Here is a 12,348-nt window from a genome sequence, read left to right as displayed (position 1 = left end):
AATCGCCGTTATTTTGGCGACAAAATCTTCGACAGATTAGTAGTAATAGCGGCTATTAAAAGAGTATGATTTAAAACGAATATACATGAAAAAGTAATAAAAAACGAAAATTATAGCGTTAAAACTATTATTAATATTACATTTGCGATACAAATTTTTAAAAAACTTAAATTAATTTACCATGAAAAGAGTCTATCTTATTTCATCTCTTGCATTACTAATGATGACAAGCTGCAAAAAAGACCAAACTACAAATGTTGATGCAAACACAACAAACGACACTACAGCAATTAAAAAAGACACTACGGTTGGTGGTGCTAACACTGCATCAGCAGAAAAACCTGCAGGTACAATAGATCCAGCAACCGGAAAATTGTCAATATCTGAAAACAAATGGGTTTTATCAGAATTGAATGGAGCCGCTGTAACAAACACTACAGATAAAGATTATTTCATTTCTTTAGATTCTGGATTAGCAAGATTTTCTGGATTTACAGGTTGTAATACTGTAGAAGGAGATTATCAAACCGGTGAAGCGGGGAAATTATTGTTCGCCAATGTTAATAGCAAAGAAGTGGCTTGCGACCAGACTAAAATGGAAAATGAATTTATTGCAGCTTTAAAAAGCACAGATAGTTATACGATTGAAGGCGATATGTTACAGCTTCAAAAGGGAAAAACTGTAGTTGCTAAATTTGCACTCAAAAAATAATTATTATAAAAATTTAATTTTTAAAATCCTCTTTTCAGAGGATTTTTTTTGCTTAAAACTTAATAGGTGTATCCATAACTCATCAGTCTAGAAAAGATGATGAATTATATGTTTGGAGGCTGGACCAATATCGGTTTTGATTCCAGTTGTAGTTTGGAAATTTGTCCTTACAATGAATTTTGCTAATTAAAATTTTTAATCTCAAAAAACGATGGATGTTAGAACTTTCTTGCCAAAAGCAAACGCTGCTTTTCGAGAATTCAGTTCTCTTTCAGGGCTACATCCGTCTGTAATGGAGCTAAATCATCTTTATCCGTTCTTCTTCCAGATCGATCTGATAGAGCTGATGGCGTATCAATTCTTCATCAATCGACAGATCTTTGTTGAGTTCTGAAAGAAACTGCCTCTGGCTTTCCAACATTTCAATGAAAACGGTTTTGGTCTTTTCATTCATCCATTCTGTTTCATCGGATTTATTTTTTTCTTCCCAGTGTTTCAGCATCCGCTCTATTCCGGCATGGCTGTTAAGCTCATTTTCATGTTTATTTTTCAGGAAATAATAAACATGCTGCCTCAATTTCTGTTTAATTTCCTGTCTGGCCTGATTTTCTTTTTCTTCATTAATAAAATCATCAAAAGGACGCAGATACCTGATTACATAAGGAAGGGTAAGCCCCTGTACCAGAAGGGTGAGCAGGATAACGACAAACGTGATGAACAGGATAAGATTCCTGTTCGGAAAAGGAAGACCGTTTTCAAGGGTAATGGGAATGGCCAGCGCTGCCGCCAGCGATACAACCCCTCTCATTCCTGTCCATCCCAAAACAAGCGGCATCATCAGGCGTCTTTTAAGAGAAGATGCCCTCGGAGCAACCGCAGGTCTGAATACCAGAGTAGCAATCATGGCTGCATATGAACTTACAATACGCGCAGCGATCAAAATGCCCGTTACCAGAGCTCCATATTGAATGGCTGTTCTCAGGGGAATTCCCTCGGAGCGCAGCCCTCCTACAATTTCAGGAAGCTCAAGCCCGATGAGTAAAAAGACAATTCCATTCAGGATAAATACAAAACTTTCCCAGACACTGTATCCTCTTATCCGGCTGGTACTGTTTAAGAAAATCATCCGCTTATCCGACATATACAACCCTCCGAATACCACTGCCAGCACCCCGGAGCAATGAAAATGTTCCGCCACCCAGTACATCAGGTAAGGTTCAATTAAAGTAAGGGCAATATCTGATGAAGCATCCGTAGGAAGGCGTTGATGAGCCTGTACAAAAATCCAGGCAAGCGCCAGCCCGATAACAGGTCCTCCAATGAGCATCTGTAAAAAATTCAGAGATGCTTCCTGCCATACAAACTGTCCTGTTCCGACAGCAACCAGCGCAAAACGGAAAATAATAAGCGAAGAAGCATCATTCAGCAGGCTTTCACCTTCCAGAATTGCTGAGGTGGTATTGGGTATTTTCACAAATTTCATAATGGCCCCCGTACTCACAGCATCCGGCGGAGATACAATTCCTCCCAGTAAAAATCCCAGTGCAATGCTAAATCCGGGAATGAAATAATTCGCAGTAACAGCTACTGTAAATGCAGTAAAAAAGACGACCAGAAAAGCAAAGCTCCCGATAATCCGCCACCATCTTTTCATTTCTTTGAAAGAGATCGTCCAGGCAGCTTCAAACAGCAGAGGAGGCAGAAAAATAAAGAAGATCAGATCTGGATTGATCTTTACAGCCGGAAGACCGGGCACGAAGCTGACAAGCAGGCCAAATACTACCAATAAAACAGGATAGGCAATCTTCAGTTTCGCAGCCCACATATTTAGCAAAACAATGGCAGCTACCATAGCCAGCAGAAAAGGTAAAATCGTATGCATTCGGTATTGTGTTTTCTATTCTTCATATTTACCACTTCTATTTGATTTTTAAAAATCTGGAGGTCATTTTTTTCTACTATTTTTTTATGTAAACCTGATTTCATTTCCGGGCAGAAAAAATAAAACACGTCAAGTCCTGTCGTTCTGCGTCTATATTTTTGTTTCATAATCGTAATAGCAAAAAGATCATGGATAAAGTAACATCGGAAAGAATCGGCACCCTTCACCCTGAAGTAAGAGAAGAAGTAAAACAGATCATCAGAGCGTGTGATAAAGCTCTTACCGGCAGGGCCAAAGTAAGAATTACACAGGCACTGAGATCTATGGAAGAACAGGAAAAGCTGTATGCCATCGGAAGAATCACTTCCGGAAAAAAAGTAACGAATGCCAAAGCAGGGCAAAGCATCCACAATTACGGACTGGCGGTAGACATCTGCCTGATCATTGACGGTAAAACAGCGAGCTGGGATACGGCCAAAGACTGGGATAATGACAAAGTAGCCGACTGGTACGAATGTGTAAAGATTTTTGCCAGACATGGCTGGGACTGGGGCGGAAACTGGAAAACCTTTAAAGACCTCCCCCATTTTGAAAAGAGAAATATCCGGACTAAAAAAGGTCTGGTAAAAACCAGCTGGAGAACACTTTCTAAGATGGCAAAAGACCAGCAGCAGTATGTAATTTTTTAGTTTTTTATTTGAAACTGAATAAAATACGACAAGTTCTGTCGCTTCCCCGGCCTACCTTTGTTTCACAGGAAAAATGTTAGTTACCTGAGATCTCAATACTAAAACCAGCATCAGCTTCACCGGCAGATTGTTGGTTTTAGTTGTCTCTGGACCTGTTATTTTTTTTAAAAACCAACAAAAACATCATGAAAAAGACAACCATTCTTTCTTTGGACGGAGGCGGAATAAGAGGAATCATCACCTGTATTATTCTGCGTTACATAGAAGAGCAGCTTCAGCATTATGATAAGCCGGGTGCCAGACTCGGGGATTATTTTGACCTGGTAGCCGGAAGCAGTACCGGAGGGCTGATTGCTTCTATTATCCTATGTCCTGATGAACACCGGAAAGCAAAATATTCTATCCAGAAAGGACTGGAATTATATGCTGAGAAGGGCGGAGATATATTTCAGGTCTCTTTTTGGGAAAAACTGCTGAACCCGTTCGGTCTGCTGAACGAAAAGATCTCCCAGGAAGCACTTGAAAAAAACCTGAATGATTTTTTTGGACACCTTGAACTTAAAGAATTTATAAAACCATGTTTAATTACCAGCTATGATATAGAAAACAGGAGAGCAAAGCTTTTCAACTCCTGGGATGCGCGCCTCAGCACAGATAATTTCTATGTAAAAGATGTCTGCAGGGCAACCTCTGCTGCTCCTACTTATTTCAGACCGGTGCAGATAAAATCGATGTACGGGCAAATCTTCAGCCTGATCGACGGGGGAATGTTTGCCAACAATCCGGCACTCTGCGCCTATGCCGAAGCAAGAAAGATTCCTTTTGCCGAGGTTCTGAAAAACCACCAGAAAGCCAATCATCCCACCGTAAACGATATGATCATTGTTTCTATCGGAACAGGAATTGAATCCAGACCCTATCCTTTTAAGAAAATGGAGAAAGCAGGAAAGATCGGCTGGGTAAATCCCATTATTGATATTCTGATGTCTGCGAATGCGGAAACCGTAGATTACCAGCTATGCCAGATGTTCCAGACGCTGGGACTGAGAAACCAGAAGAATTATTACCGCCTGAATCCTTCTCTAAAAAACGCGTCGCCGGCAATGGATAATGTAAAAAGATCCAATATTGAAAATCTCATTCAGGCAGGACTAAGCTACATTGACGACCATCGCGAAACCCTGAATCAGATTGTACAGAAGCTGATCAGAAACAAAATATAAAAAAAGTAAAAAAAGATTTTTAATACGTCAAGTTTTGTCGCTTTCCACGGATACCTTTGGAATATAAATAAAGACAAAAAAATAATCATCTAAAAAACTTTTAAAAGCTTTTGAATTCAACATCAATTTATACGGGACAACCTGAAATATGCCCGCAAAACCTTAAATCATCTCATATGGAAACACCAGATCACAACCCGGATATAGCCTTCGATACCGATCTCTATACCATAGAATGGAGCGACATCGAAAATGCTGAGATGGATTACGAAAACTATCTCAATGACATTGAACGTTTTTTTAAGGAAGATTTTGAAGAAGATATTCTTGACGAAGACGCACCCAGACAATTTTAAACATAACAGGTTCCGGCACTGTTCATCACTTTTTGCAATTTCCCGCAATGCCTAACAGTCTCATTAAACATCCTTTATACCTTTGAAATCACCATTCACAAAATGACGGACAGCCGGAACTGTGTTTAAAATTTTTATATATATCAGCCGGTATTTCCCATGCAGGCAACTATGAACATTTTATTCTGCCGCAACATCAAAAGTTGCGGTTTTTTTTGTAATATTCCGTCAACTAAAATAAAACCATGAAATATGCCTTCATTTTTATACTGTCCGTATTCATCGGATGCAAAAAAGAGACTGTTACAGAACCTCTCAAACCATTGAAAATAAATAAGATTTTTACAGAGCAGACGTATGGTGATGATGCAAAAGTATTTACCAATGACAGCCTGTTTTGCATATATCGGGGCGACAATCATCTTAAAGTCTGGAAAAACGGTATTTTTCTTAAAGACAGCACAGACATTCTGCCTTTCATTAAAGAAAATAATTCAACGAAGATGTTCAGGACTTATAAGTTCCAGTCGGAACTGATGGATCTGGATTTTAAAAACTATCCGGATAAAACGGTCAGCCGGGATACAAAAGATTATCAGATCAGAAAAAAAGGAGAAGATTATTTTCTGTACAAAAAAGGATACAGCGAAATAAAATTACCGGTACGTCATTATGAATCCATGGACTGGATCACCTTTAACAGTATGGATATCAACAATGACAGAATTCCCGAACTCTTTATATTTAATGAATCCTATAACAGCCGGCAGGATAATGAATACGGAACAATGACGGTTTATGAAATACAATAAATGATCAGGCTTTATGAAAATAATAATCAAAAGAGAAAATAATCCTGACATTACCATTTTAAAAGCATTGTCTGTGTTAAGAAATATGGATATTATTCCTTCATCTGAAGAAATTCTCCCTTATTTAGAAGATTACAGAGATTGCGATCAGATTACAGTACCTATGGTGTATGAAAAAGAGAATGAAATAGTCAAAATGCTGGAAAATGAAGGGTTTGTCCTCAATTTCGTATAAATTTATACACTAAAATCATCATGAAAACCAAAATCACAGAGCAGGAACAGCCTGTTACCTCTGAAGATATCAGGCATTTTGAAAAGCAATTCGGCATCATCATGCCTGAAAATCTAAAAAAACTCTATTTAAAATATAACGGAGGTATTCTGGAGATTGGGGAAAACTCCTATGATTTAGACAGTATAAAGCATGGAAATTCCCGTATGGAAGAAAGTATTGACAGTTTCCAGGTAACGGAACAGCATATTCCCAAAGAATATCTTCCTTTTGCAACGACACCGGTAGGCCATATCATTTGTATCTACGCAGGAAACGGGCACAAAAACGGATCTATCTTTCTTTTCAGGTATGATGAAACAGAACCTGTATTTTATAACCGTACTTTAGAAGAATTTTTAGCAATAGATTCTATTGAAGATCTTTAAAAAACATGGAAATCGGGAAGCTACTTTTAGTTATACGTATTGATTAAAGTTCCCTGATAACCTCATCTTCATCAATATAATTATCAGGTCGCTCCTACGGAGCTCCCCTAGATCATGGATTAAATTCTATGAATATTTCAGTCACCAGCATTTTGATTTTGAAAAACCTGGGGGAAAAAGTTTCAAATCTTATCTACAAAAAATAAAATACGACACGTTTTGTCGCATTAAGCACATATATTTGTTACATAGAACTTTAACCATTAAGTCTGCCTGCTGACCGTAATTTTCACCGGTTGCAGGAAAGACGGAACCAAAAAAATAAACTCATGAAAAAAGATTTTTATCTGACAAGATATGCCTTAATCATCAAAAGATTAGAAAGCTCTCCCGCTACTTATCCACAGCTGGAAGAATACCTTCTGAACTCTTTTGAATTTCAGGATGCGGAGATCAAGAGCTACTCCATCCGCACCCTTCAGCGCGACATCCGTGAGATATCCGATCTTTTTAACCTTTCTATCCATAACAAAAAAAAAGGTGACAACCGTTATTATATAGAAAGCCGCCCGATCATGGAAGTGGACGAATACAATCAGAAGTTACTTGAATCTTTTCAGGTAAGCAATGCATTAAATCTTCATCCGGACTTTTCAGACTTTATCTTTTTCGAAAGCAGAAAACCTACCGGAATTGAACATTTTTATGATCTGTTCTTCGCGATCCGTAACAAAAGGGTAGTTACTTTTGAGCATTATAATTACAAAAACAAACTGATGACTTCCCGTAAAGTTCATCCTCTGGCTTTAAAAGAATCCAAAGACAGATGGTACCTGATTGCGATGGATACCAAAGATAAAACATTAAAATCATTTGGCCTGGACAGGGTGAATTATCTTGATGTGACCAAAAACAAATTCCGGGAAAAGTACAGTTACAACTTCAGAGAACATTTCAAGAACGCTTTCGGGGTGATGAACCTGGCTAAGCAGAAACCCCAGAATATTGTATTGAAATGCAGCCGCCATCAGGGAGAATACATCAGAAGTTTTCCGCTTCACCAGTCTCAGAAAGAAACCAGAGAAACACCAGAAGAGATCTATTTTGAGTTCTTCCTTCATCCTACTTACGATTTTATGCAGGAAATTCTTTCCTATGGAAAAGAGGTAACCGTTTTAGAACCTAAATGTTTAGTTGATGACATCCGTGCCCATCTTCAGGAGTCTCTGAACCGTTATCTTGAAAGCTGATCAACAGATACCTGATCTCATATTTTTTAGCTATATTTACATAAATATACCATCTTGAAAGCATTATTACTTTGCCTATGCTGTTTCATGTCTTCATTTTGCTTTTCGCAGCAGAAAGAAGAGTTCAGACTTGTGAAGAATTATTATAACCAGCACAGGATGATGCTGAATTCTGAATTTAAAAAGAAGTTTGATGCAGAGACCAATACTTTTGTAAAAGCCGGGATTAAAAGTGATTATCAGCTTTTCATGAAAAAGATGGACAGCATTGAGAATATCGCTCTTATCGGAGCTTTATTAAAAGTGAGAAATCTGGAAGACCTCCAGGGAATCGGTAAACAGAAAAACATGCCTCACACTGCTCCCGACAAACCTGCCAACGTTGAAAAACAGGCAGATTATCCCGGCGGCCTTAATATCCTGAGAAAGGAAGTAGCCGACCTCCTTTACACGGAAGGTGTCTATACCGAGGTAAAAACCGTAAAAACCAGCGTTGCTTTCATTGTTGAAAAAGACGGCAGCATCAGCAATGTACATGCTCAGGGAGATAATTTCACCTTTAACAGACAGGCAGAAATTGCATTATATTCTATTTCCGAAAAATTTTCTCCGGCTATTGTTAATGGAGATACTGTGAGATCACGTTTCAAAATTCCTTTCACCTTAACGCTCGATTAAAAGAACATGTTTACCGACGAATATTATATGAAAATGGCGCTGCAGGAAGCAGAAACCGCTTTAGAAAAAGATGAGGTTCCCATTGGCTGTGTGATTGTTTCCAACAACAGGATCATTGCAAGGGCTCACAATCTTACCGAAACATTAAATGATGTGACAGCTCACGCGGAAATGCAGGCTATTACCTCAGCAGCCAATTTTCTCGGAGGAAAATATCTTAAAAACTGTACGCTCTATGTCACCCTTGAACCTTGCGTAATGTGCTCAGGTGCGCTTGCATGGTCGCAGATTTCCAAAGTGGTGATCGGAGCCAGAGACGAACAGCGGGGTTTCATCAACAAGCATCTTTCCCTTCATCCCAAAACGGAAATGGTAGCCGGAATTATGGAACATGAGTGTTCCGCGATCGTTAAAGAGTTTTTTAAAAGCAAAAGATAAAGGTAATAAAGACGAAGGCTGGAAGAGGGAAGTTTTTGCAGCCTGAAAACACCTGAAGGTTTATTGTAATATCCAGGAAACTTTCCGGTGAATGTCAAGCTTATTTTTTCCTATTCTATTTTTTCTATTGCTGAATGAAAAAGAGGTCGTAAGGCATTCATTTTTCTCCAGTTCAGTTCTTTTGCCTCCACCGTTTTTCCTTCTAAACCGAGGATCAGAAGGCTGTCTTTCTTTCGGTAAGCAATATCTGCATGTATTTTTTTACCGTTATAGTCTTCAAGAATCAACTGATTTCCGGAAGCCGCAACATAATGAAAATCTTTCATTTCTTCTTTTGTATTCATCAGAATCAGATAATGATTACGGTGGAAAAAGATATACTGAAGATCTGAACTTTCATCCGTGATTCTGAAAGCTCCATGAATAAAAGGTCTTTCTGCCTGATCATCATTATAGTTTCCGGAACTGATGTAGGGAAACAGGATCAGAACCAGTGAAGAACCAATAAAAACGGTTCTAAGAAATACCTTTAACGGCCGGAAAACAGTCTGTTCTTCAATATTTTCATTCGGTTTCACTTCTTTTTTCAGAACCAGAAACCGGAACAGCGGAATCCAGTCATCTTTCAATGTATAAACCGTCATCAGCAGTAAGATCAGGGAAAAAAGCTTCACAGAAATATCAAAACCAATATTGATGGCTAGGATGTTCATAAAAACCCCGGCACTGACGAACAGTCCCATAATTCTTGTACGGGGAACAAGGATCAAAAGAGCGGCCAACAACTCTACACCGCCGCTCCATATGGAATAAGACCGCGAAGTTCCCATCGTGCTCCAGAACAGAATGTCCCTGTCCATATTTCCGAAACGGGAAAGAAGAATATTGGGTTCCGGAAGATAGAACTGGGCTTTAAAAACCTTATCAAAGCCATATTTCATCAGAATTACAGCCAGATATAAAGCTACCGGTTCTTTAGAAAAGCGGAGAACCTTATCAATATACTTCCGCTCGATCAGAAGCATGATAACGGCTGATAATATCAATAAAAATCCAATAAGAACGAGCATGGAAACACTGTCCGAAGAAAAATCAATCCTGGGAGTTTCAATTCCGAAAAGAGCGTTCATCACCCACCCTGTAAGATCACCGAATAGAAACTGTGAGATCTGTTTCTGAAAGTTCCCGAAGAAATCCAGAGGAAAAAAAAGCATGAACAACAGAAAGAAAATTCCGGCCCAGCAGAAAAGGTTCCTGCTCATTATTTTTTCCTGTTTTTCTTCCAACTGTACAGCCCTGAAATTCCGGAAATCATCAGAACTCCGAGTAAAAGACCTCCTCTGGTTTTTTCATTCTTTTCTTTAGCCGGTTTTACAGCAGCAGGCCTTATGGGTTTATAGGTTTTACTTTTTTTATCATATTCCACAAAAACAACACTGTCTACGTCATTTACGAAGAAATAATCTCTTTTCAGAACCTGTTTTACACTGTCTATGTTTTTTCTGGAAAAAAGCGGATTATGTACGGTTTCTCTTCCGGGAGTCCATACTTTTCTGTTGTCTTTCCTGTCTCTGGACACGAATTTGTTGGAAGAACTCGTTACCAGGATACTTTCATTCTCATTAAGAATAATTACAGAATCAAGCTTTGCATCTCTTACAAGCTGCTGAGGTGCCACTCCAAGATTGGAAAAATTGACATCAAAAAGATCTTCCGAAACTGCTTTGGTAAAATTTTCCGGGTTTCCGCTGTGGCTTTTAAAAGCGATCAGTTTCGTTTGCGAAAAAACCGATATACTGATAATCAGTGCAAAAAATGAGTAAGGTATTTTCATGGAGGTATTTTAAGATTTGATTCCTACTTCCACGAAAAGTTAAAATCGGAATTATTTTCTGAAGACAGAATACATCATCACATCGAAATACTCATCATCTTTTTTAAGGTGCTGCTTCAAAAGAGCCTCCTGCTCCATACCTGCCTTTTCCATAATTCTGCCTGAAGCCGGATTATGAAGGAAACAGGTAGCATAAATCTTATTGACATGAAGTTCTTTAAATCCAAAATCAATTATTGCTTTAGCGGCTTCTGTAATATAGCCTTTGTTCCAGAAAGGTATTCCCATCCAATACCCCAGCTCCGCCTTATCATCATCCCTGTCATGAAGGCCGATGGCTCCCATGATCTGTCCCTCTTTATTCCGGACGGCAAATGTAAAGCCTGTATTTTTATCAAATGCTGCACCGGACATTTTCAGCCAGAACTCTGCATCCTGTCTTGTGTAAGGATACGGAATATTGGATGTAAGATCTGAAAAGATCCTGTTCTGAAGATATTCTGTTACAAGATCAAGATCCTCCTCTTTAAGCTGCGACAGAATGAGTCTTTCTGTTTTTATTTCCGGAAATTCACTGAGTTTTTTCATGACATGGATTATAAAAATTAAAGATCTTTTCCTAAGAAATAAAGTCCTTTCAGGGTATGCAGCCTATCCATCACATGGATTTTTTCAGTCAAAGGCTTATAAACATGAGAAACTCCTCCTGTTGCCACAACGAAGCAGTCATCATTCACCTCATCGTTGATGCGGTCTACAAAACCTTCCACCATTCCCAGGAATCCGTAAACCATTCCGCTCTGCATGCAGGTTACCGTATCCAGTCCTAATACAGATTTAGGTTTTTTCAGTTCAATTTCGGGAAGCTGGGCCGTATGGCTGATAAGGGAATTCAGAGAGGTTACAATTCCGGGAGCGATGATCACGCCTAATGTTTCTCCGTTTTCAGCCACGCAGCTTGCTGTAAGGGCTGTTCCGAAATCAATCACGATTTTCTTTCTGTTCGGATACATATTGTGAGCCGCCACAAGGTTGGCATAAATATCCGTTCCCATCTGTTTGGATTTTGCCTGAACTCCCGAAGGGGTATTACGGTCTACAATCACCGGCAGAATACCATGAATTTTTTTAATGGCCGAGCTGATCACTTTGGTAAGCTGAGGTACCACTGATCCTATAATGACCTTACTGATCTCCGCAGGCTCTATTTTGTAGGTCTGATACAGCATCAGCATCTGTACATACAGTTCATCTGCCGTTCTGTACGGTTTGGTATTGATCACCCATGAAATATCACAGTTGTCTCCGTTAAAAAGTCCGAATCTTATGTTGCTGTTTCCTACGTTGATGACGATTGAATTCATTTGATTTTCTAAACAGTTACGGGTTAAAAAAAGATTGTAAAAATAAGGCTTTCTCCTTAAAATATAATCAATATTACCATTAATTTAATGGTTGCCGGTAACGCATTTAATAGAATTCCGGCTGCATTTACTAAAAAACATTCCTCATTTGCTTACCGGGACTATTAATTCTCATTATAATTCTTTACATTTGATACTCACCAAACAATGAGTTATTATGAAAAATTTAAAGAAACTTTCGAGAAAAGGGTTAAAAACCATTCATGGCGGTGATTATGTTTCCTGCCCGATGCCAAGCGGTGTACCCGCGCTATGCCCCGGAACTGTATGTCCGCCTGACCCATGCACGGCACGGCCATTCTGCATCAGATCTTCTGAAGACTGCCAGCCGGAAATAATATGGTAAACGGTAAAATTCACGCATTAAAAAAGGGGAACATTCAAAAA

General features: G+C 38.9%; 16 protein-coding genes. 11 read left to right on the top strand and 5 right to left on the bottom strand.

What is annotated here, in order from left to right:
* Window positions 1-181 precede the first annotated feature (181 nt).
* Window positions 182-712 carry an META domain-containing protein gene (locus AC106S_RS15845; protein WP_482440477.1) on the top strand — a complete coding sequence of 177 codons (531 nt, stop codon included), beginning with the start codon at window positions 182-184 and terminating at the stop codon, window positions 710-712.
* A gap of 298 nt (window positions 713-1,010) precedes the next feature.
* Here AC106S_RS15845 and AC106S_RS15840 read toward each other — a convergent pair whose 3' ends face one another.
* Complete coding sequence (locus tag AC106S_RS15840) at window positions 1,011-2,594, bottom strand: Na+/H+ antiporter (RefSeq protein ID WP_482440476.1); 1,584 nt, start codon at window positions 2,592-2,594, stop codon at window positions 1,011-1,013.
* Between the two features lie 188 nt (window positions 2,595-2,782).
* On the opposite strand from AC106S_RS15840, the gene AC106S_RS15835 reads away from it, so the two are divergent.
* The 9 genes from AC106S_RS15835 (at window position 2,783) to AC106S_RS15795 (ending at window position 8,703) form a co-directional block, all read left to right on the top strand.
* Window positions 2,783-3,283, top strand: coding sequence for a M15 family metallopeptidase (locus AC106S_RS15835; RefSeq protein ID WP_482440475.1), 501 nt, complete (start codon window positions 2,783-2,785; stop codon window positions 3,281-3,283).
* Between the two features lie 185 nt (window positions 3,284-3,468).
* Entirely contained in the window at window positions 3,469-4,506 is a 1,038-nt protein-coding gene (locus AC106S_RS15830) for a patatin-like phospholipase family protein (protein ID WP_482440473.1), read from the top strand.
* Between the two features lie 176 nt (window positions 4,507-4,682).
* Window positions 4,683-4,862 carry a hypothetical protein gene (locus tag AC106S_RS15825; protein WP_482440472.1) on the top strand — a complete coding sequence of 60 codons (180 nt, stop codon included), beginning with the start codon at window positions 4,683-4,685 and terminating at the stop codon, window positions 4,860-4,862.
* Between the two features lie 245 nt (window positions 4,863-5,107).
* Window positions 5,108-5,674, top strand: a complete 567-nt coding sequence (locus AC106S_RS15820) for a hypothetical protein (protein ID WP_482440470.1) — start codon at window positions 5,108-5,110, stop codon at window positions 5,672-5,674.
* A 13-nt stretch (window positions 5,675-5,687) separates the two neighbouring features.
* Window positions 5,688-5,909 (top strand): hypothetical protein, encoded by a 222-nt coding sequence (locus AC106S_RS15815; protein ID WP_482440469.1) that lies wholly within the window; start codon window positions 5,688-5,690, stop codon window positions 5,907-5,909.
* Window positions 5,910-5,929: 20 nt separating this feature from the next.
* On the top strand, window positions 5,930-6,337 hold the full coding sequence (locus tag AC106S_RS15810) for an SMI1/KNR4 family protein (RefSeq protein ID WP_482440467.1): 408 nt from the start codon (window positions 5,930-5,932) through the stop codon (window positions 6,335-6,337).
* A 329-nt stretch (window positions 6,338-6,666) separates the two neighbouring features.
* Window positions 6,667-7,587, top strand: a complete 921-nt coding sequence (locus tag AC106S_RS15805; protein ID WP_482440466.1) for a helix-turn-helix transcriptional regulator — start codon at window positions 6,667-6,669, stop codon at window positions 7,585-7,587.
* Between the two features lie 54 nt (window positions 7,588-7,641).
* Window positions 7,642-8,265: an energy transducer TonB gene (locus AC106S_RS15800; RefSeq protein WP_482440465.1), complete on the top strand. Its 624-nt coding sequence runs from the start codon at window positions 7,642-7,644 to the stop codon at window positions 8,263-8,265.
* A 6-nt stretch (window positions 8,266-8,271) separates the two neighbouring features.
* Complete coding sequence (locus AC106S_RS15795) at window positions 8,272-8,703, top strand: nucleoside deaminase (RefSeq protein ID WP_482440463.1); 432 nt, start codon at window positions 8,272-8,274, stop codon at window positions 8,701-8,703.
* 110 nt (window positions 8,704-8,813) lie between these two features.
* Here AC106S_RS15795 and AC106S_RS15790 read toward each other — a convergent pair whose 3' ends face one another.
* The 4 genes from AC106S_RS15790 to AC106S_RS15775 are packed head-to-tail and all read right to left on the bottom strand — an operon-like array spanning window position 8,814 to window position 11,901.
* Window positions 8,814-9,965, bottom strand: coding sequence for a hypothetical protein (locus AC106S_RS15790; RefSeq protein ID WP_482440462.1), 1,152 nt, complete (start codon window positions 9,963-9,965; stop codon window positions 8,814-8,816).
* Entirely contained in the window at window positions 9,965-10,537 is a 573-nt protein-coding gene (locus AC106S_RS15785) for a hypothetical protein (RefSeq protein ID WP_482440460.1), read from the bottom strand. Before AC106S_RS15785 ends, AC106S_RS15790 begins: the two co-directional genes overlap by 1 nt.
* 51 nt (window positions 10,538-10,588) lie before the next feature.
* Complete coding sequence (locus AC106S_RS15780) at window positions 10,589-11,125, bottom strand: GNAT family N-acetyltransferase (RefSeq protein ID WP_482440458.1); 537 nt, start codon at window positions 11,123-11,125, stop codon at window positions 10,589-10,591.
* 17 nt (window positions 11,126-11,142) lie between these two features.
* On the bottom strand, window positions 11,143-11,901 hold the full coding sequence (locus AC106S_RS15775; protein ID WP_482440457.1) for a type III pantothenate kinase: 759 nt from the start codon (window positions 11,899-11,901) through the stop codon (window positions 11,143-11,145).
* Between the two features lie 217 nt (window positions 11,902-12,118).
* Between AC106S_RS15775 and AC106S_RS15770 the strand changes: the two genes are divergently transcribed.
* Window positions 12,119-12,307 (top strand): bacteriocin-like protein, encoded by a 189-nt coding sequence (locus AC106S_RS15770; RefSeq protein WP_482440456.1) that lies wholly within the window; start codon window positions 12,119-12,121, stop codon window positions 12,305-12,307.
* Window positions 12,308-12,348 lie beyond the last annotated feature (41 nt).

Source organism: Chryseobacterium sp. FR054 (assembly GCF_056844565.1).
Note: the sequence above shows the minus strand (reverse complement) of the source record. Positions and strands in the feature narration are given on the sequence as shown.

Bases quoted from the DNA above. Each gene is read 5' to 3' on its own strand.
- AC106S_RS15845 (WP_482440477.1), top strand. From the start codon at position 182: ATGAAAAGAGTCTATCTTATTTCATCTCTTGCATTACTAATGATGACA.
- AC106S_RS15840 (WP_482440476.1), bottom strand. From the start codon at position 2,594: ATGCATACGATTTTACCTTTTCTGCTGGCTATGGTAGCTGCCATTGTT.
- AC106S_RS15835 (WP_482440475.1), top strand. From the start codon at position 2,783: ATGGATAAAGTAACATCGGAAAGAATCGGCACCCTTCACCCTGAAGTA.
- AC106S_RS15830 (WP_482440473.1), top strand. From the start codon at position 3,469: ATGAAAAAGACAACCATTCTTTCTTTGGACGGAGGCGGAATAAGAGGA.
- AC106S_RS15825 (WP_482440472.1), top strand. From the start codon at position 4,683: ATGGAAACACCAGATCACAACCCGGATATAGCCTTCGATACCGATCTC.
- AC106S_RS15820 (WP_482440470.1), top strand. From the start codon at position 5,108: ATGAAATATGCCTTCATTTTTATACTGTCCGTATTCATCGGATGCAAA.
- AC106S_RS15815 (WP_482440469.1), top strand. From the start codon at position 5,688: ATGAAAATAATAATCAAAAGAGAAAATAATCCTGACATTACCATTTTA.
- AC106S_RS15810 (WP_482440467.1), top strand. From the start codon at position 5,930: ATGAAAACCAAAATCACAGAGCAGGAACAGCCTGTTACCTCTGAAGAT.
- AC106S_RS15805 (WP_482440466.1), top strand. From the start codon at position 6,667: ATGAAAAAAGATTTTTATCTGACAAGATATGCCTTAATCATCAAAAGA.
- AC106S_RS15795 (WP_482440463.1), top strand. From the start codon at position 8,272: ATGTTTACCGACGAATATTATATGAAAATGGCGCTGCAGGAAGCAGAA.
- AC106S_RS15790 (WP_482440462.1), bottom strand. From the start codon at position 9,965: ATGAGCAGGAACCTTTTCTGCTGGGCCGGAATTTTCTTTCTGTTGTTC.
- AC106S_RS15785 (WP_482440460.1), bottom strand. From the start codon at position 10,537: ATGAAAATACCTTACTCATTTTTTGCACTGATTATCAGTATATCGGTT.
- AC106S_RS15780 (WP_482440458.1), bottom strand. From the start codon at position 11,125: ATGAAAAAACTCAGTGAATTTCCGGAAATAAAAACAGAAAGACTCATT.
- AC106S_RS15775 (WP_482440457.1), bottom strand. From the start codon at position 11,901: ATGAATTCAATCGTCATCAACGTAGGAAACAGCAACATAAGATTCGGA.
- AC106S_RS15770 (WP_482440456.1), top strand. From the start codon at position 12,119: ATGAAAAATTTAAAGAAACTTTCGAGAAAAGGGTTAAAAACCATTCAT.